Origin of the sequence: Pseudomonas sp. F01002 (genome assembly GCF_004402115.1) — a bacterium.
GTDB classification, from domain to species: Bacteria; Pseudomonadota; Gammaproteobacteria; order Pseudomonadales; family Pseudomonadaceae; genus Aquipseudomonas; species Aquipseudomonas frigoris.
The window spans coordinates 142,230-159,459 of sequence record NZ_SOPU01000005.1 but is presented as its reverse complement, the minus strand read 5'-3'; the positions used below and the strand labels follow the sequence as shown (position 1 = coordinate 159,459).

The window sequence follows — 17,230 nt, the reverse complement described above, 5'->3', positions numbered from 1 at the left end:
GTGCCGCTGGATGGTGGCGGTTTCGTCGACAATTTCCAGTTTTTCGCCGTGGGCAATGACGCTGACCTAATCTCGAGGCACCACGCCGATGACGGCGAATGTCGCGTTTTGTGGTTTCCAGCATTTGCTGCAGCCGCACGCGTGGTTATGCAGGGTTTGTGCGTCGATCTTGACCTCGACCTTGTCGGTCGCACACAGGCATTGCAGGGTGCCACCTGCGAAGTTCGCGGCGGCGGGTTGGATACCATTGTCCAGTGCAGGGTGAAGTTGCAAGGTGCTCATGCTGGCGTCTCCGTTTCAGGGTGTCAGACAAAAGTGCCTGGGGCCTTGCCCCAGACCGGTAGATCATCGGAGCTCGATGACGGCGCGGATCGATTTGCCTTCATGCATCAGATCGAACCGCGGCGAATTTCGAAAGGACACAGTGCATAAACGAGTGACCTCCTTCGGTGCGACCGGTCGGTTACCCAGATCAAGAATAGTCTGCGATGGCGCCTCGAGCGCGATAACAGCCTGTCGCGAGTGGCCGCAATCGACCCTTTGTCGCCTCCCGACTGATCACTCCTTTTAGGGTCTCTACTTCTAGTTAGGCCCTGTATATACAAAGAGGAGCGCGCGATGAACAACGAACAGGCGGCACCTGAAACGAAAGGCGTTACCGTGAAGTTACTTGCAACGATTGACCTGGGCCCTGAGATCGAGGGTATGGCAGGGCGCCAACTCAGAATGCGCAAGGTGACCATCGAGCCCGGAGGCGTCTTCGGGCCGATTCACAACCATATCGACAGACCAGGCACCGTCTACATTCTGCAAGGAACGATCACTGACCATCGAAATGGAGTCGCCACGGATTACGGGCCGGGAGTGGGCTGGCCCGAGGACAGGAACACCACACACTGGCTTGAGAACAGAGGCACGATAGCGGCGGTGGAGATCTCGGTCGATATTGTCCGGCAAGAGTAAGCACGGGACCAAAAGGGACCACCCATTAGCCGGTCTCAAGTCAAGGCTTGCCTCAACAGCAGTGGGCCTGAAGCGTCAGCGACAAACTGTCTGCCAGGCGCCTGGCCTGCTGAGTCGCGTCCTCACGCGCGCGCCGATCAACGTCTTCCCCCAGGATGGTTTTCTCCACAATCACCGAGTGCACATCCGTGACGCCGATAAATTTCAGCCAGGCTTCCACGTAGGGCTTTTGGAAGTCGAAGCGCTCCGCCGGTGTGCTCGACTGCGCCGAAAAATCCAGGCCGCGGGCGTACATCACCACGGCGAGTTTGTTGTGCAACATGCCTTCCAGACCGCGTTCCGGGTCAACGCTGAACAGGATGTCTTTCTGCGATACCAGGTCGATGAAGTGCTTGAGTTTGTACGGGATGCTGAAATTCCACAGCGGTACGGACATCACGAGTACATCCGCGCGGTGCAGGTGACTGGCCAACTCTTTTAACGTGTTCCAGGCGTCTTGCTGTGCGGGGGTCAACGGCGTGCCATTGAGCCCGGCGTATTTGGCCTCCATGGCCCGCTCATCGAATTCCGGCAGCGCCATGTTCCAGAGGTCGAGGGTGATGATTTCGGTGTCCGGGGTGTTCGCTTGATAACGCGCAATGAAGCTGCGGGCGACTTCAAGGGAAGCCGAACGCTGCTTGCGTGGAGAGCATTGAATATGCAGAAGAGTCGTCATGGCACACCTCGAATGATGGGGGCAGGGCAGGTGGGAGCATTGCAACATAGTTGGATTTGAAATATAAATCGTAAATTCCTACTCGATTGATCACGTATAAAACTATGTTCGATGCTCTGCTGCTCAAGACATTTGTCACCGTCGTCGATGAAGACGGCTTCAGCCGTGCAGCCGAGAAGCTGCACCTGACTCAGTCGGCGGTCAGTGGCCATGTGCGCCGATTGGAAGAACAGATTGGTAAACCCCTGTTGACGCGCACCACCCGTTCCCAGCAACTGACGGCCGATGGCGAGCGCCTGGTCTCTTATGCGCGCACGATCCTCGCGCTGAACCGTGATGCCTGGACAGACCTGACACGCACGCCGTTTCACGGGCGGCTGCGGATCGGGGTGTCCGAAGATTTTGTCGAGTCTCGATTACTGCGCACTGTTCAGGATTTCGCAGCGCAGTACCCCGGCATGAAGATCGAGGTGCAGGTGAACATTCCGGGTACGTTGCTGGCGCTGATGAAGCAAGGGCATCTGGAGGTCGTCATCGGTTCGCTGTGCGAAACCAGCGAAGCAGGGCTGTTGCTATGGCAAGAACCGCTGGTGTGGGCCTGGTCGGCGCAACCCGTCGCCCGGTTACCCACGCCGTTGCCGCTGGCCCTGTTCCCCGAGCCGTGCCCTTATCGCGAGGCCGCGCTGACGAGGTTGGCGCAAGCGGGGATTGCCCAACGCACAGCGATGTTGTGCAGCAGCACCGCCGGGTTGCGGGCGGCGGCCCTGGCAGGCTTCGCGGTAGCGCCCATGCCACTCAGTCAGTTGGGGCAAGGACTGGCGGTTATTGGGGCAGAACAAGGGTTGCCGGATTTGCCCGATGCGCAATGTCGGCTGTTCACCTCGCCTGACGCGGATCAGGCGATTGTGGCGGCGGTGACTCAGCTTATTGTGGAGTACTGCTCTAAGCGGAGGGCTTGATTGTCATTTCAAGGGGCTGCTTGAACGACTTGTGTATGCGGTCTTTGCCTTCCTGAGGGAAGGTCAGCCCTCTGTTGGATGTTGGTGAACCGCTTTGATCATGGACACAAAAAAACGGGCGCCCATTGAGGCGCCCGTTTTTACTTACTCCTTCACCTGCGCTCGTAAGCGTCGACCGATCACGTCCATCAAGTCACAGCCGTCGCGTAACGGAATGACTAACAGCTGAGAAAAGTCTTTCAACACCACCGTGTCGCAACCGAGTTCGGCGCGGTAGGCGATGTTTTCCAGCACCTGCGTGACCGTGCGGATGCGGTAATCGGCCATGGCTTGCAGGACGTCGAGTGGGGCTTGGGTGTCGATGAGCAGGGAAGCCGGGATCAGGTCGATTCCGGTGAGGGGCATGTATCTTTCCATAGGTGAGATCTCGTTCAGTTAGATGAGACCGCCAACAGATCGTCGCCAAACGAATAGGGTGGCAGTTGCGCGCAGGTTGGCGAACCGGGAACGAAAACCGGCAGACCCGAAGGTCTCCCGCGCGCAACCGCCAAAGTACAGCGGTTTTGCAGTTGCGACGACGCCTGCAAATGAGCAGGCGGCCCTCGCATTCGTATCTCGGGTCGCCAAACCCGAATCGCCATTTTGGGCGACGAGATGGACTATAGGCCTCGTCAGAACGGCGGGAAAGGTGAGGGATTCCGAGGTTTGTGTAGGAATTTTTATGGTGGTCCTAGGACCGTTACGCCCCTTCCGTGAGCGACTGCTATCGGCAAGAGCAGGTGTTCATTACCATGCAACATATCGGGCCAACGATAAAATGCGACTCGGCAACCTCACCAATACAAAAAATTATTCTCACCTCACCTCAGCACGGTCTGCCGGTTGCCGAAGTAGGTCATGTCGCGAACTCTGTTCTTCCAGAGATAAATTCAGTAAGCTTGATGCATATGGCTACAGGCTATCATTGTTCCAAGCATGAATTGTATGGATGACACACGCTACTAGTGAAGATGTCAGCCTAACTCTTAACCGTTAAATCCGCGAAACTAAAAAGGAATTTTATATGACGTTGAAAGAACTATTTGATAGCGATGATCTAGATCCGAGACTCGAAGCCTTAGATCTGATGACTAGCTATCATTGTACCATGAGGTTTTTAGAGATTTTTCAGTCCGCTATTTTGGATGTTAGAGAGCAAAACCGGTCCGTTAAAGATATTTACATTGATTATTTACACTCCCTAAACCTGATCAACACAGTGGATGATTTACCTAAGGTACTTACTGGTAGGCAGAATAATCCGAACGAAAAGCAGGCGGTGCGAAACATAAAGTTTCCCATGGGGCTCGGTTCTCTTGCTGCTTATATGACTATGAATTTGGGCATAGCCAAAGAAATAGTAGGCGACAAGCTACCAAAAAAGAGCAGCGATGAAATTAAGTCAGCGTGGTTTTTTGATGAGTTTGAAATAATTAAAGACGAGAGCAGCGAAACACCAACAGTTAGCAGGGTTATAACACGACTACGCAACGCGGTCAGCCATCACAAGTTCAAGTTGAGAATTCCAGACTCTAGAATCCATGAGCCCGATGTTAGGGATCGCGTCGAAGTGTCTTTCTACGATACAGATGGAAAGTTAAACAATGACTTCTACGCCAAGGCTACCTTCAGAACTGTAGAAAAACTTATGGAGAAGCTAAGGCATACCGAGTACACGTTCCATAACTGCCCAACTTTTGAGGGCGACATATCTAATTTTGATGAGTTTGTTGAGTATATAGATAATTGCTTCACTCATTTTAATAGGCCTTATTTGGGGCGAGGTTTGAAGTTTGAGGGGTTGAGAAAGCTGAGTCCTATGGAAGCGTATGAGCTAGCAACGCAATCAGGAGTTCTGGAGATGTCGCGTTCAGACTGCCTGAAATTTGAAGTGTGCTTTTCTTTGAAAGGTGAGCCGCGTAAGTTCCAGTACATCGACATTCCCTTTATAAATAATCAGCGATGGGGAAATATAATGATTGAAGATGAACTTTTTCCATTGGGTGATTATCCTATTGAGTGGATGTTGAATCATCAGATGTCCCCGCTATGTCGGCTGGATAAAAAAATAAGAGAAATGATGGAAAAATCACTTTTAGCATAGCGTTTCATAGAGAGTGAAAGCAATACGTTTTATGAGTTAGGAGTTATGAGAAAAAATAGAAAAGCAAAGGGGGCTGATTTATTTATAAATAGATCTGTCACGAATGGCACTTACTTAGCCGCTAACCACTTGAGCTGAAAGCAAAAAATGAAGAAGGGCTGGTCTTGGTCTACGGTGATAGTTGCGAACACACGCCGACAAACCAAGGACACAGCCCCAATGAATCGTAGACGTCAAATTCTCCAGCATCAACAGCAACGTTTTCATCGACACGCTTCGAACTGTGATGCCTATGCTTTTTTCAACCTTCTCACCGCGCCCGAACTGTTGCAGCGCGTCGAGTCTGCAATGCCGGAGTATCGGGAGCGCCTGTTTCCACCGACTGAAACGCTGTCCATGTTTCTGGCTCAAGCAATGAGTGCCGACCGTTCCTGCCAGAACGCCGTCAACGACTTGTCGATTAAACGGTCATGTGGCGGCATGAAGCCCAGTAGCACTCGCACGGGCGCCTACTGCAAAGCCAGAAAACGCCTACCTGTGGAAATGGTTTCTACGCTGGTCAGGCACACCGGTGCTTCGATAAGTGATAACGCACCCTCGTCGTGGCGCTGGATGGGGCGGCCTGTACGCTTGGTGGACGGTACGACGGTCAGCATGCCCGACACAGCGGCCAATCAGGGTGCCTATCCGCAGTCACGCGGTCAGAAAGTCGGTCTGGGTTTTCCCCTGTGTCGCGTGGTTGGCATCGTTTGCCTTTCCAGCGGCGCCGTCTTGGATGCCGCCCTTGGGCGTTTCCGAGGCAAGGGCGGCGATGAGCAAACGCTGCTCAGATCAATGCTCGATACGCTGAAAACAGGCGACATTTTATTGGGCGACGCTTACTACGCCACCTATTTCCTGCTGTGCGAGTTGCAGCGACGAGGTATCGATGGCGTGTTCGAACAATACGGTGCTCGACGGCGCAGCACCGACTTTCGCCTGGGTCAAAGTCTCGGTTCGGAAGATCACCTGATCGAGTTGAAAAAGCCTGCAAGGAGACCACCGTGGATGAGTCAAACGCATTACGAACAGGCGACTGAAAGACTGACAGTGCGAGAGCTGAAGGCGGGTGGAAAGACTTTGGTGACCACGTTGCATTGCCCGAAGCAGACACCAAAAACAGCCCTCAAATCGCTGTACAAGGGACGATGGCATGTCGAGTTGGATTTGCGCAATCTCAAAGCTACATTGGGACTTGGAAAGTTGAGCTGCAAAACCCCAGGCATGGCAGTCAAGGAGTTATGGGTCTATCTGTTGGCACACAATCTGATCCGAATGCTCATGGCACAATCGGCTCTGTTAGCGGATTGCTTGCCTCGCGAACTGAGCTTCAAACACAGCCTTCAGCTATGGCTGGCGTTGCGACAATATGGCGGCCTCGAAGACGAAGATGGTCTGTCGAATTTATTGATGTTGATTGCTCAGAGGCGCGTCGGGAATCGGCCTGGTCGTATCGAGCCGCGAGCCATAAAACGAAGACCTGAAGCCTACCCCTTGCTGACCAAACCGCGTCGGTCAGCAAGGGCAGATGTCAGGAAAAATGGGCACGCAAAACATGTTAAGTAAGTGCCATTCAGATCTGTCACCTTTTATCAGGGAGGAAATGACGGGTTTGCTTGGTGGAAAATATACCAGAAGCAACCCCGTCCCTTGTTCGTCCTTGTGATTACGCAGTTTGGGCGGCTAAAGCTTTTTCCATTCCAGCGTAATGCGTTGCATCTAACTTTTTAATTTCTTCAAAAATATCACGTACGATGTATTCTGATTCCGCAGCTATATTGTCAGCAGCACTGTCGTCGAATTCGATTACTTGGTTGTGCGAGTATTTATTTATGAATCTATAAATTCTATCGCATTTTGCGGGTTCTGTTATTGCTTGGTCCATAAGACTCCTGAAGTCTCCGCGACCATGAGGGAATTTGAATGTTAAAAACGCTTCTAGGAGTTTTCGTGACATATTTGCAACAGAGAAAGAAACTTCCATTGATAAGGTCTGTGTTTCTAAGTGCTGCCTCAGTGTTGAGTAAAGAAAATGGTATTCGGAATTGAAGTTCGTAAGCGATGACGGAGCATTTTTCAGAGAGGCTACGCGTGGTGCTGCGAGGGAAGCATCTATGCTGTAAAATCTAGATTTTATTATTGGCAAGTGCGCAGCGTCCGTTTTTTTGTTTTTTCCTCCTAGCCAGTCACGTGCCAGTTTAAAGTAGTTGAAACTGTGGGTAAGAAGAAACAACTGCTTGGCATCTTGGCAGCGATCTCGCAAAAAAGAATGCGCGTTAAAAAGATTGTTAGAGTCGAAACTTGAAACAGGGTCGTCGAAAACCACGATTGAGTTTTTTATGTCGCGTTCATTTTCAGATAGTTTCGTTAGAAAATAGATGAGGCCGATTGCGTTTTTTTCACCTTCGCTTAAGTTTCTCGCTGGTAGATTTTCAGGGATTCTTAAAATTTTGTAACCTTTTTGTGTTGTGTCGAAACGCAGAGAAATACTGTCTCTTCCAAGAAAGCGATGCAGTGCATCATTAAAGTTTTCGGCGCCAATGCTTTCATTGTTGAGTTGCTTCTCAAGTTCGTTGATTTCTGAGTTTAGAGTCTGAATTTCTTTGCCTAATTCTGCAATAGGAGTTAGCAATGATTTGGAGCTATCTTCAATTTTTTTGAAATCAGAGTCGCGAATTTCTTCGCTTAAAAAATGCAGTTCCAGTGCAGTTTTAGCGCTGGCAATCTCGTTGTTGAAGTTTTCGGCTTTGTCATTGTGTGCAGTTATCTTTTTATTGATGGCCGTTGCTGAGCTATTAAGTGTCTCGAATATTGAGCTGGAGGGTGTTTCAATCACAAGCTGTGTGTCAAAAGGGTTGTCTATTTTTTTGCCTAGCACTATCTGCCATTCTTGCAGGCATTGGTTCAGTGAAGTTATTGCGTCTTCTACCTCGTCTTCTAATTTTGGAATATCAGTTGCAAATTCTTCATACAAGTCTGCGATGGATATTCTTGGAGGATTTGAAATGGTATTGCTCTGTATCCATTGGGTTGCGCTGTTGAGGCGGGTTTTGAAGATTTTAAATGATTCGCTAAAGTGTTCGTTGAGCGCTTTTAATCGTTCGGTGGAAATGGAGTGTCCGCAGAATTCGCAGGTCGTATTGTTTGTGTGTATTTCAAGTCCTGTTTCGATCCAGGATTGTATATGTGGGTTTTCAAGCAAATGGTCAATAGAAGTCGATGTAGCAGTTTCCTTAAATAATGAATTCAGACGTTGTGCCGTCTGCGTAAAGTTTTCTTGATTTATTGGGGGATTGAATGCTGGACCGAATTTTTAAATTTTGGCGAAACTGCTTGTTGTGTTTTTTCCAACATTTCTGTTTGAAGTAGTAGTCTGCCGGATTCTATTTCAGACGAGTGCGTGGTTATTTTTGATTGTACCTTGCTTCTATTGTAATTGACGAAGTAGCTGTCCGTGCTGTCGAGAATCTGAAAGCGGTTTTTTATATTTTTTGCTATTCCGCTGAGTAGCTTTTGGGCGTTGTCGTCGAGGGTTTGTTTTTCTCGTGTTTTTTCTTCCAGTAGATCGGATTTGGTTTTGTGAGTATCCTTTTTCTCTTTCCAAATTTTCTTTTCTTCAATCTTTTCTTTGGATATTAGAAGAATACTCCTAACTAAGCTGTCCCAATTTATGTTTTCTTTAACAAAGTTTGAGTTGAAGACGCAAATATCTAGATCTTGTTTTATTAGATTTTTGTTATCGATTATACCGATGTCGGTATCCATTTTAAGGGTTGCGTCAGGGAAGTCAGCTATAATATGCCCTTTAGATACGCACTCGAAAACTTTTGAAAGGGTCGATTTTCCACTGCCGTTCCAGCCGTAAATTAAATTGTATTTTGCAAACTCTTCGAGTTCCTTTGGCTTTGTGTAATTAGCGAAGACTCCAAAGTTTTGTAGTGTTGTTATTGATTTGATCATTTAAAGTCCTTTTTGTTATATGGCGATATTTGTGAATTGCCTGGCTTTAAAAGGGTGCATATGCGTCAGCGCACTGGTGCCATCTTCGTTTTATCGAAAAAATCTAACCGTCTCGTGAATCACGGCGCTATGAGCCATTACTCAAAGTAGTCGCTAAGCGTGATTTTGGTATTTAAATAAGATGCCGCAGACAGATTTTTACGATGCGATGATATTTCCCTATGACGTAGACTCCTCCAACTGCGATCACCTGCCGCCCCGAGACCCACCCATGCACAGCCCCGCCACCCAACACCCTCTCTGGAAAACCTACCTCCTTTTCCTGGCCCCCATGGTCCTCTCCAATTTCCTCCAATCCATGTCGGGCACCATCAACAGCATCTACATCGGCCAAATGCTCGGCACCCAAGCCCTGGCTGCCGTCTCCGGCATGTTCCCCATCGTCTTCTTCTTCATCGCTCTGGTCATCGGCCTCGGCGCGGGTGCTGGCGTGCTCATCGGCCAGGCCTGGGGCGCGCGTGAACCGCATCTGGTGAAGACCATCGCCGGCACAACCTTGCTGTTAGGCGCAATGATCGGCCTGACAGCGGCAGTACTCGGCAGCGTATTCGCAAGGCCAGCCCTGGAAGGCCTCGGCACACCGGCCGACGTTATCGACGACGCCGTGTCCTACGCCCACGTGATGATGTGGATCATGCCGTCGCTGCTGGTCTACGTGCTGTTCACTCAACTGCTGCGCGGGGTGAGCGATACGGTGTCGCCGCTGATTGCGTTGGTGGTGTCGACCTGTATCGGGTTGGCGCTGACGCCGGCGTTGATTCGGGGTTGGTTCGGGTTGCCGATGATGGGGATTCAGAGTGCGGCGTATGCGGGGTTGGCGGGTAATTTGTCGGCGATGGGGTGGCTGGCGTGGCGGTTGATTCGCAAGGGGCATCCGTTGGCGCCGGATCGGGAGATGTTTGCGGCGATGCGGCTGGACCTGGTGATTCTCGGCAAGGTGTTGCGCATCGGGTTGCCGACCGGGTTGCAGATGGTGGTGTTGTCGGTGTCGGAGCTGGTGATTCTGGCGCTGGTGAATCAGCACGGTTCGCAGGCGACGGCGGCGTATGGCGCGGTGACGCAGATCGTCAACTACGTGCAGTTTCCGGCGCTGTCGATTGCGATCACGGCGTCGATCCTCGGTGCTCAGGCGATTGGGGCAGGGCGGCTTGAGCGGATGGGGCCGATTTTGCGCACGGGGCTGTTGATCAACGTGTGCCTGACCGGTGGTTTGGTGGTGTTGGGTTACCTGTTGTCGCACTGGTTGCTGGGGTTGTTCCTCACGGATGATTCCACCCGGGCGATGGCGGAACACCTGTTGCACATCATGCTGTGGAGTCTGTTGGTGTTCGGCTTCCAGGCGATTGTCGGCGGCATCATGCGCGCCAGCGGCTCGGTTCTGGTGCCCATGGCGATTTCGATTATTTGTGTGGTTGGGGTGCAGTTGCCGGTGGCGTATGTGCTGGACGGGCACTTCGGGTTGCAAGGGGTGTGGATGGCGTTTCCGGTGGCGTATCTGGGGATGCTGGTGTTGCAGACGGCGTATTACAAAATGGTCTGGCAGCATCAGAAAATTGAGCGGTTGGTGTAGGCGGGCAGGAGGTAACGGTGCTGAACATGCAGATGATTAAAGTAGACGATAACGGTCTGGATCAGCTCCGTGATGCCCTGCGTCAGGCAGCATTGCCCTGCGATGATGTCAGCGAACCAGGCCGGCAGTTTTACCGTTTCGAAGTGGCGGGGAAATGGGTGGCTTTTGGAGGGCTGGAGGGTTCGGCTCCCGACCTGTTGCTTCGTTCAATGGTGGTGTGTGAAGCGCGTCGTGGAGAAGGGTTGGGCCAAGCCGTGTTACTTGCATTGGAACAGTGTGCGGCCTCGCAAGGCGCGCTTCGACTGCATTTGTTGACCCAAGGGGCAGCCGGTTTTTTTACCGCCAATGGTTATGAACAGTTCGACAGACAGGCGGCACCTGTTGCCATCACCCAAACAGCCCAGTTCAAACATTTATGTCCGGCGTCTGCGAGCTATCTACGAAAAACATTAAGTGCGCCGGTTCCATAGACCGGCGATGTTGCTCGAACAACTCATCTAAAAACGACAAATTTGGCTCCCGTATTGGCGCTGGCGATGTTGTCATCCCTTCCTCGACGAGTGGAATGGTAAAAGTATGACTGTTTCAGTGGGGACAGGTCCTAAATGCGAGCAGCTCGCTATTAAACTTTTCGTAAGTTACCTAACAACTAATGGATCCAATAAACAATGTTGGAAACCCCTGTAATTCACCAGCCCAGTTGTCATGGGGCTGACAGAGAAGTTGATACGTTAGTACCGGCGTGTGGGACGTTCACAATAACCGCCGTTTGTCGGTGGGTTGCTCAAAAAATGAACATTCCAGGATCCCTGGCCTTTGATCCTGCAGCACGTCACCCAAGACCTGCTCCTGCAGCCGCAGAAAAGAAGTGGAAAATTAACCTCATGTGCATTGAATGCTAATGGGGATTTTTTTACCCGAAATTCAGGAGGCAATAAATAAGCCGGTCATTGATTTGCCAGGCGAATCAATGGGCTAAGCAGTGCCAAGTCTATGAGTTGGCATATCTTATAAAAGTAAGATCGCGCAGGGTTTCGAAGTGTTGAATGCCCTGTTAAATATCGATCTGTACTATCGAATAAGGTGGAGAAAGTACCGTGGCGATAAATACAATTATGAGCCTGCTCGAAAATAAAGAGTGCATGGAGTTTTTGCGGTTGGGCGTTATTTACGTTCATTTAGTGTCGTGTTGTGTGGCCATTGGTTTGGTGTTGACCAGTGATATTGCGATGGTTAGAGACTTGTTAAAACGAAAAACATTCACTGAGCATGATAATGCTCACATGGAAAGTCTTCAGAAGTCTGTCATCGTTGCATTGATAGCATTGTGGGTGACTGGTATCGCTATCATCGGTATTGATTACCTGGAAAAAGGTATGAATTACTTTATGAATCCACAGCTTCACGCCAAAGTGATTATTGTCGTGTTGCTGAGTTACAACGGCCTCTTGTTGCATCGCCTGGTATTGCCCGCGCTGCAAAAGGCAGGCTCGTTGCTCAATCTTGGCTTCAGCGCACGGATGCTGGCGCTGTTCTGCGGCTCGCTGTCGGCCGTGTCCTGGATGTATGCGGCCATGCTGGGGGTCGGGCGCCCGTTGGCCTGGAAATACTCCCTTTCCGAACTGTTGATGGCGTATCCGGTACTGATTGCACTGGGTTTCCTGACGATGCTGGTTTTGACTCAGCGTGTGAAACGACAGGACTCCGTCGTTATTTCTCCACGGACAGTAGCGAGCGCATGCTAGGCCGATTCCGCGTGTAAGCCTTAGGGCTTATTCGTAGCTGACAGGTGCGACCTTCTTAGTGCAGGTGACAATAAAGTCCTGCATCAGGGAGGTCGCTTTTTTGAGTCATTCGCGCTGACGCCGGCGATGCGATCGGCGGGCGCGTGCGTCATGGCTGAGCTTGATGTCAGCCACCGTCAGACCGACAATCCTGAGTGACCGTGTGATGCGAACCGACAGGCGTGATCGCCTGAGGAGGTTTTCAAATGAGTCCCTCATCGCCCACCATCCTGCAGGACCGGGCCGCGGCCGGGCGACGTCTGGTGGAACCGCTGCTCAAATACGCTCATCGCCCCGATGTCATCATCCTCGCCTTGCCCCGTGGCGGTGTGCCGGTGGCCTATGAAGTGGCCGCCGCACTGGACGTTCGTCTGGACCTGATGGTGGTGCGCAAGCTGGGCGTTCCGTCTCATCAAGAATTTGCCATGGGCGCCATCGCCAGTGGCGGCATACAGATCCTCAATGAACATGCACTGCGGGTTCACCCGATTGACCCGGCTACGTTCGATGACGTGGTCGCACGGGAAACCCGGGAGCTGCTACGTCGCGAGCAGCTTTACCGGGGAACGCGCGCGCCTGTGCAACTCAAGGATCAGGTGGTGATCCTGATCGACGACGGCCTGGCGACAGGCGCCTCGATGATGGCGGCGATCCACGCGGTGCGTGCGCAAGCGCCGTCTCGTATCGTCGTCGCCGTGCCGGTGGCACCGATAGAAACGGCGGAGGCGCTACGCCGCGAGGTGGATGAGCTGATATGCCCGCTCATTCCCGACTGGCTGATGTCGATCAGCCGTTGGTACATGGACTTTACCCAGACCTCGGATGCAGAGGTCATCAAGCTGTTGCAGCGGGCGTGGCAGCGAGAGTCCAGCGCCGCACAGCAACGCTCCGGTCATAGTTGATAAAGATCAGAGCCTTCACTGGATAACGCGTTGCCTGGCGTGCTTCACTCAGCGTTCTCGAGTCAAGGATTCTTCCATTGCGATACGACCTCACGAGCCTGGATCTTTTCATCACGGTGGCGCAGGAGCGCAACCTGACCCGCGCTACCTGGAGCAAATGATGAGTGCTATCACCCCCGCAGTGCTTGAAGATCTCGCCCCGCAAGGCGTCCTTCGTGCAGCGATCAATTTCGGTAATCCGGTATTGGCTCAGCAGGGCCAGGATGGATCGCCACAAGGCGTCTCCGTCGCATTGGCCAAGGCACTGGCGCAAGAGCTTGGCGTGCGTCTGGAGATGGTGACGTTCGACGCCGCCGGTAAAGTGTTTGCCGCGCTGGAGGAGGGGGCCTGGAGCCTTGCGTTCCTTGCCATCGAGCCCGTGCGCGAGCAACAGATCGCGTTCAGTGCGCCCTACGTGATCATTGAAGGCACTTACCTGGTAGCGGCCGATTCGCCCTTCGTGGCCGTCGAAGATCTCGATCAGCCAGGATTGCGGCTGGCGGTCGGCAAGGGTGCGGCCTATGACCTGTTCCTCGCGCGCACCTTGAAACACGCGCAGCTGGCGCGGGCGGAAACCTCCGCCGCTGCGGTCGACTTGTTCTTCGACAAGGACCTGGATGCCGCGGCAGGCGTGCGCCAACCGTTGCAGAAAGTAGCCGATGCTGACCCGCGTTATCGCGTGCTTGAAGGGGCCTTCACGGCCATTCGCCAGGCAATGGCTGTGCCTCGAGATCGAGAGGCAGGTGCTGCTTATGTGAGGGCATTTGTGGAGCGTAAAAAAGCAGAAGGGTTCGTGCACGCGGCACTGAAGGCCAGCGGTCAGGCGGATGTCACGGTGGCGCCGCAGGCTGCGATCTTTTGATCCGCTGATATTGACTCTGTCCCACGGGATAGAGCCTAAGGTCGTCCTCGCCAAAACGGATGTTTGTTCAAGCGAGGGGGACAGTTGTATGAGTCAGTTATGTTTGGTCACGGGCGCCAATGGGCATTTGGGCAATACCTTGGTCAGAGCCTTGCTCGATCAGGGTTACCGAGTCCGCGCCGGGGTTCGTGATGTGAACGATTCGGCAGCGTTCGAGGGGCTGGATTGCGAAAGGGTGTATGCCGAACTGCTCGACGAAGCGGCCATGCTCGAGGCGTTGAACGGGGTGGACTTGTTGTTTCAGGTTGCGGCGGTGTTCAAGCACTGGGCGAGGCATCCGTACGCCGAGATTATCGAACCGAATGTGGAAGGAACACGTCGCGTTTTGCAGGCGGCGGCGAAGGCTGGGGTCAAGCGCGTGGTGTATGTCAGTTCCGTTGCGGCCATCGGTCAGAACGGGCAGGCGCTCGATGAAGAGCACTGGAATGACGAGGACGAGAATGCCTATTACGCGTCCAAGATCCTGTCGGAGCAAATGGCCTGGCGTACGGCGCAGGCCCTGAATCTTTGGATGGTCGCGGTGTTGCCCTCGGCGATGATCGGTCCCAACGCGGCCAAGCTGACTGACACCATGAGGTTTGTCGATTCGGTCAGACGGCGGCAAATGCCTCTGGACCCAGGCTTTCATTTCAATTTTGTCGACGTGCGAGATGTCGCGCTGGGGATGATCCTCGCGGCAGAAAAAGGCCGGTCAGGGCAGCGCTACATTCTGGCGAATGAGCGGTCCTCTTCACTGGCCGAGATCATTGATGCCGCGAACGTGGTTTCACCGGGCTATCGCCCACCACCGCCAGCACCCAAATGGCTGTTGGTCGCTTTGGCGTGGACGCAGGAGCGTTGGGCCGGGCTGACCGGTCGGCCAGCTCAACTGTTGCTCAGTCAGGTCAGGATGTTCCACGGCGTCAAGCAGGAATACGCCATCACCAAGGCCAGGACCGAATTGGGCTTCCGTCCACGAGCGCCGCAAGTTGCCCTGCAATCGGCGTTCATCTATCTAGGCCAGCGCTCGACGCATCGCTATGAGGCGTTATCACTGCGCCCGGTTCAAAGAGTGAATTGATCTCGCTTTTGAGTTCGCTGAGATGACCAGCCAAGGCTAGCAAGTCGGTTATTTTTTCGGAAATTTGCTGGCGCTTGAGGTCGATCGCCTCGTTGGCCAATTCCAAGGGAAAGGCTTTCAATGTGTTCTTGGCAGCGATGAGAGGCACCATTTCGGCGAGCTTGAAACCAGCGACCTGTGCCCGGCGGATCAGGCGCACGAGCGTGAGGTGATGTGAGGTGTAGACGCGATATCGACCCTGACGATCCGGTTCCGGGATCAACCCCATCTGTTCGTAAAGTCGAATGGCTTTCGGGGTGCAGCCGGTGAGCCCGGCGAGTCTTCCAATGAACATCAGCAATCCTTTCGCCACGCGAGTCGCTATCGAAAATCCGGGTGTCATCCTATCGCAGCCCGATTTGCTTGCAAGCCGTTGCCTGTGAATGGGTGATGTCTGACGGCGAGAGCGGGTTCAGCGTCGCGGGCCCCGCTGATCACCACCACTCGCGACCTCAAGAGGGATGCGCGATCTCTAGCCAATCTTCAAACCGGGTCGCTCCGACAATGGGGTTATCGTCTGGCGTGAGGGACTTGTCATTGATCGGGGCGCCGAAGTAAGGAACCGTGTCATCCGAGACGGCTTCGCGCGGGTCCTTGGTATGTTTCAGGTACTCACTCACGAATTCGACAATGGGTCGGCGATCCGGCCCGGCCACTTCCACGGTCTGATTGATCGGCGCTTTTTGAGCGATAGCCGTCAGTGCGGCCGCGACATCCACCGAGGCCACCGGTTGCAACGCGGCGGACGATAAATGGATGGTGTTGCCGTCCTCGCGACCTGAGTAAGCAATGGCACCAATGAACTCGAAGAACTGCGTGGCGCGCAGGATGGTGTAGGGAACACCCGATGCCTTGATGAGTTTTTCCTGGGCCATTTTGGCTCGGAAATATCCGCTGTCGAGCATCCGTTCGGTGCCGACGACTGACAGGGCAACATGGTGTTTGGTGCCGGCAACCTTCTCGGCAGCGAACAGGTTATGCCCGGCGGTCTCAAAGAAATGCAACGCCGCGTGATCCTCGAATGAGGGGGAGTTGGCCACGTCGACCACCACGTCGGCGCCCTTGAGCGCGTCCGCCAGGCCCTCGCCGGTGATGACGTTGATGCCGGTACTCGGTGATGCTGATATGACTTCATGCCCCAGGTCCTGGAGGTTCTTGCAGACTTTGCTGCCGATCAGCCCGCTTCCTCCAATGATGACGAATTTCATGGCCGGTCTCCCGATGCGGTGTGTTGGGACAGTCATTAAACACCCGGACAGCGGCCCTATCGGGGCGGACACTTGCGTGGGCCGACAGGTGGTCGGAAGTCTGAGCGGCAGGTGGAATTAACGGCGTTTGTTTGCTTTAGTCCACCTATCGCTGGCATACATGTACGGCGCCTCAGCTCATGACGGGAGCCCAACCGGAGAATCCCATGAAACACCGATTCCCGACCTGCGCCGTGCTGGTTGCCGCCCTTGCATTCGGCGCGATGCCTTGCGTCCAGGCGGTCGAATACACGCAGGTCAATGAAACCGCAAGCACGATCTCCTTCACGTATAAACAGTTCTCCTCGCGGGTATACGGCACGTTCGGCAAGTTCGAGGCCACGCTTGATTTCAACACGGCAAAACCATCAGCAGGCCGGGCCGCGCTCACCATCCAGCTCGACAGCATCGATGCCGGAAGCAGCGACGCTAACAGCGAACTGAAAAAACCGGCCTGGTTCGACACGGCAACGTATCCTGTGGCGAAGTTTGTGTCGACCGGCGTGAAGGTACTGGGCAACAACCGTTACTCGATCACCGGCAAACTCACGCTCAGGGGGATCACGCGTGAAGTGGAGGTGCCGGTCCTCTTGAAGGCCGAGAACGCCATCGGGATTTTCGATGGGCAGTTAACGCTCAAGCGCAGCGACTTCAAAGTCGGTGAGGGCGAATGGGCCGACGGTGTCGTCTCCGACAAGATCAATATCCGGTTTCGGATGGTTGCGCCGCAGCGGTAACACGCATGCGGGGTCCCAAGTGGTCATTGCGAGTCATGAGGCGGGCTCATCAATGGCGGCCGACGATCATTCCCACGCTCCCGCGCGGTGC

At 53.4% G+C, this 17,230-nt stretch carries 17 protein-coding genes and 1 pseudogene; 11 read left to right on the top strand and 7 right to left on the bottom strand.

Features of this window, described 5'->3' with window-relative positions; translation table 11 throughout:
• Positions 1 to 282: pseudogene (locus E3W21_RS31660) on the bottom strand (glutathione-dependent formaldehyde-activating protein); the annotation flags it as partial.
• Between the two features lie 336 nt (positions 283 to 618).
• Here E3W21_RS31660 and E3W21_RS04615 point away from each other — a divergent pair.
• Positions 619 to 963 carry a cupin domain-containing protein gene (locus E3W21_RS04615; RefSeq protein WP_134418605.1) on the top strand — a complete coding sequence of 115 codons (345 nt, stop codon included), beginning with the start codon at positions 619 to 621 and terminating at the stop codon, positions 961 to 963.
• Between the two features lie 52 nt (positions 964 to 1,015).
• Here E3W21_RS04615 and E3W21_RS04610 read toward each other — a convergent pair whose 3' ends face one another.
• The gene (locus E3W21_RS04610; RefSeq protein WP_134418604.1) at positions 1,016 to 1,678 is read right to left on the bottom strand and encodes an FMN-dependent NADH-azoreductase; all 663 of its coding nucleotides are present in this window, start codon (positions 1,676 to 1,678) and stop codon (positions 1,016 to 1,018) included.
• 104 nt (positions 1,679 to 1,782) lie between these two features.
• Between E3W21_RS04610 and E3W21_RS04605 the strand changes: the two genes are divergently transcribed.
• Positions 1,783 to 2,637, top strand: a complete 855-nt coding sequence (locus E3W21_RS04605) for a LysR substrate-binding domain-containing protein (RefSeq protein WP_134418603.1) — start codon at positions 1,783 to 1,785, stop codon at positions 2,635 to 2,637.
• 144 nt (positions 2,638 to 2,781) lie between these two features.
• Here E3W21_RS04605 and E3W21_RS04600 read toward each other — a convergent pair whose 3' ends face one another.
• Positions 2,782 to 3,054, bottom strand: a complete 273-nt coding sequence (locus tag E3W21_RS04600) for a hypothetical protein (protein WP_046056783.1) — start codon at positions 3,052 to 3,054, stop codon at positions 2,782 to 2,784.
• A gap of 646 nt (positions 3,055 to 3,700) precedes the next feature.
• Between E3W21_RS04600 and E3W21_RS04590 the strand changes: the two genes are divergently transcribed.
• The gene (locus E3W21_RS04590) at positions 3,701 to 4,780 is read left to right on the top strand and encodes a hypothetical protein (RefSeq protein ID WP_134418601.1); all 1,080 of its coding nucleotides are present in this window, start codon (positions 3,701 to 3,703) and stop codon (positions 4,778 to 4,780) included.
• 219 nt (positions 4,781 to 4,999) lie between these two features.
• Positions 5,000 to 6,385 (top strand): IS4 family transposase, encoded by a 1,386-nt coding sequence (locus E3W21_RS04585; RefSeq protein WP_134418600.1) that lies wholly within the window; start codon positions 5,000 to 5,002, stop codon positions 6,383 to 6,385.
• Positions 6,386 to 6,485: 100 nt separating this feature from the next.
• Here the strand turns inward: E3W21_RS04585 and E3W21_RS04580 are convergent, their stop codons facing one another.
• Positions 6,486 to 8,105 (bottom strand): AAA family ATPase, encoded by a 1,620-nt coding sequence (locus E3W21_RS04580; protein WP_134418599.1) that lies wholly within the window; start codon positions 8,103 to 8,105, stop codon positions 6,486 to 6,488.
• The gene (locus E3W21_RS04575; protein ID WP_134418598.1) at positions 8,102 to 8,779 is read right to left on the bottom strand and encodes an AAA family ATPase; all 678 of its coding nucleotides are present in this window, start codon (positions 8,777 to 8,779) and stop codon (positions 8,102 to 8,104) included. The genes E3W21_RS04580 and E3W21_RS04575 overlap by 4 nt, the downstream gene beginning before the upstream one ends.
• Positions 8,780 to 9,050: 271 nt before the next feature.
• Between E3W21_RS04575 and E3W21_RS04570 the strand changes: the two genes are divergently transcribed.
• The 6 genes from E3W21_RS04570 to E3W21_RS04545 all read left to right on the top strand — a co-directional run bounded on the left by E3W21_RS04570 (position 9,051) and on the right by E3W21_RS04545 (position 15,116).
• Positions 9,051 to 10,409, top strand: a complete 1,359-nt coding sequence (locus tag E3W21_RS04570) for an MATE family efflux transporter (protein ID WP_134418597.1) — start codon at positions 9,051 to 9,053, stop codon at positions 10,407 to 10,409.
• A 26-nt stretch (positions 10,410 to 10,435) separates the two neighbouring features.
• Complete coding sequence (gene arsN2, locus E3W21_RS04565) at positions 10,436 to 10,879, top strand: arsenic resistance N-acetyltransferase ArsN2 (protein ID WP_129445039.1); 444 nt, start codon at positions 10,436 to 10,438, stop codon at positions 10,877 to 10,879.
• A 627-nt stretch (positions 10,880 to 11,506) separates the two neighbouring features.
• Positions 11,507 to 12,154, top strand: a complete 648-nt coding sequence (locus tag E3W21_RS04560) for a hypothetical protein (RefSeq protein WP_134418596.1) — start codon at positions 11,507 to 11,509, stop codon at positions 12,152 to 12,154.
• Positions 12,155 to 12,399: 245 nt separating this feature from the next.
• A complete protein-coding gene (locus E3W21_RS04555) occupies positions 12,400 to 13,095 on the top strand; it encodes a phosphoribosyltransferase (protein WP_129436785.1) in 696 nt (231 codons plus the stop codon).
• Between the two features lie 160 nt (positions 13,096 to 13,255).
• Positions 13,256 to 13,996, top strand: coding sequence for a transporter substrate-binding domain-containing protein (locus tag E3W21_RS04550; protein WP_129436784.1), 741 nt, complete (start codon positions 13,256 to 13,258; stop codon positions 13,994 to 13,996).
• Positions 13,997 to 14,084: 88 nt separating this feature from the next.
• Positions 14,085 to 15,116 (top strand): NAD-dependent epimerase/dehydratase family protein, encoded by a 1,032-nt coding sequence (locus E3W21_RS04545; RefSeq protein ID WP_134418595.1) that lies wholly within the window; start codon positions 14,085 to 14,087, stop codon positions 15,114 to 15,116.
• On the opposite strand, the gene E3W21_RS04540 is transcribed toward E3W21_RS04545, so the two are convergent.
• Both E3W21_RS04540 and E3W21_RS04535 read right to left on the bottom strand, forming a co-directional pair.
• Complete coding sequence (locus E3W21_RS04540; protein WP_134418594.1) at positions 15,043 to 15,450, bottom strand: MerR family transcriptional regulator; 408 nt, start codon at positions 15,448 to 15,450, stop codon at positions 15,043 to 15,045. The two genes, E3W21_RS04545 and E3W21_RS04540, sit on opposite strands and share 74 nt — an antisense overlap.
• A 157-nt stretch (positions 15,451 to 15,607) precedes the next feature.
• Positions 15,608 to 16,363, bottom strand: coding sequence for an SDR family oxidoreductase (locus E3W21_RS04535; protein ID WP_134418593.1), 756 nt, complete (start codon positions 16,361 to 16,363; stop codon positions 15,608 to 15,610).
• A 206-nt stretch (positions 16,364 to 16,569) separates the two neighbouring features.
• On the opposite strand from E3W21_RS04535, the gene E3W21_RS04530 reads away from it, so the two are divergent.
• Positions 16,570 to 17,139, top strand: coding sequence for a YceI family protein (locus E3W21_RS04530; RefSeq protein WP_129436782.1), 570 nt, complete (start codon positions 16,570 to 16,572; stop codon positions 17,137 to 17,139).
• The last annotated feature ends 91 nt before the right edge of the window (positions 17,140 to 17,230 follow it).

Bases quoted from the DNA above. Each gene is read 5' to 3' on its own strand.
- E3W21_RS04615 (WP_134418605.1), top strand. From the start codon at position 619: ATGAACAACGAACAGGCGGCACCTGAAACGAAAGGCGTTACCGTGAAG.
- E3W21_RS04610 (WP_134418604.1), bottom strand. From the start codon at position 1,678: ATGACGACTCTTCTGCATATTCAATGCTCTCCACGCAAGCAGCGTTCG.
- E3W21_RS04605 (WP_134418603.1), top strand. From the start codon at position 1,783: ATGTTCGATGCTCTGCTGCTCAAGACATTTGTCACCGTCGTCGATGAA.
- E3W21_RS04600 (WP_046056783.1), bottom strand. From the start codon at position 3,054: ATGGAAAGATACATGCCCCTCACCGGAATCGACCTGATCCCGGCTTCC.
- E3W21_RS04590 (WP_134418601.1), top strand. From the start codon at position 3,701: ATGACGTTGAAAGAACTATTTGATAGCGATGATCTAGATCCGAGACTC.
- E3W21_RS04585 (WP_134418600.1), top strand. From the start codon at position 5,000: ATGAATCGTAGACGTCAAATTCTCCAGCATCAACAGCAACGTTTTCAT.
- E3W21_RS04575 (WP_134418598.1), bottom strand. From the start codon at position 8,779: ATGATCAAATCAATAACAACACTACAAAACTTTGGAGTCTTCGCTAAT.
- E3W21_RS04570 (WP_134418597.1), top strand. From the start codon at position 9,051: ATGCACAGCCCCGCCACCCAACACCCTCTCTGGAAAACCTACCTCCTT.
- arsN2 (WP_129445039.1), top strand. From the start codon at position 10,436: ATGCAGATGATTAAAGTAGACGATAACGGTCTGGATCAGCTCCGTGAT.
- E3W21_RS04555 (WP_129436785.1), top strand. From the start codon at position 12,400: ATGAGTCCCTCATCGCCCACCATCCTGCAGGACCGGGCCGCGGCCGGG.
- E3W21_RS04550 (WP_129436784.1), top strand. From the start codon at position 13,256: ATGAGTGCTATCACCCCCGCAGTGCTTGAAGATCTCGCCCCGCAAGGC.
- E3W21_RS04545 (WP_134418595.1), top strand. From the start codon at position 14,085: ATGAGTCAGTTATGTTTGGTCACGGGCGCCAATGGGCATTTGGGCAAT.
- E3W21_RS04540 (WP_134418594.1), bottom strand. From the start codon at position 15,450: ATGTTCATTGGAAGACTCGCCGGGCTCACCGGCTGCACCCCGAAAGCC.
- E3W21_RS04535 (WP_134418593.1), bottom strand. From the start codon at position 16,363: ATGAAATTCGTCATCATTGGAGGAAGCGGGCTGATCGGCAGCAAAGTC.
- E3W21_RS04530 (WP_129436782.1), top strand. From the start codon at position 16,570: ATGAAACACCGATTCCCGACCTGCGCCGTGCTGGTTGCCGCCCTTGCA.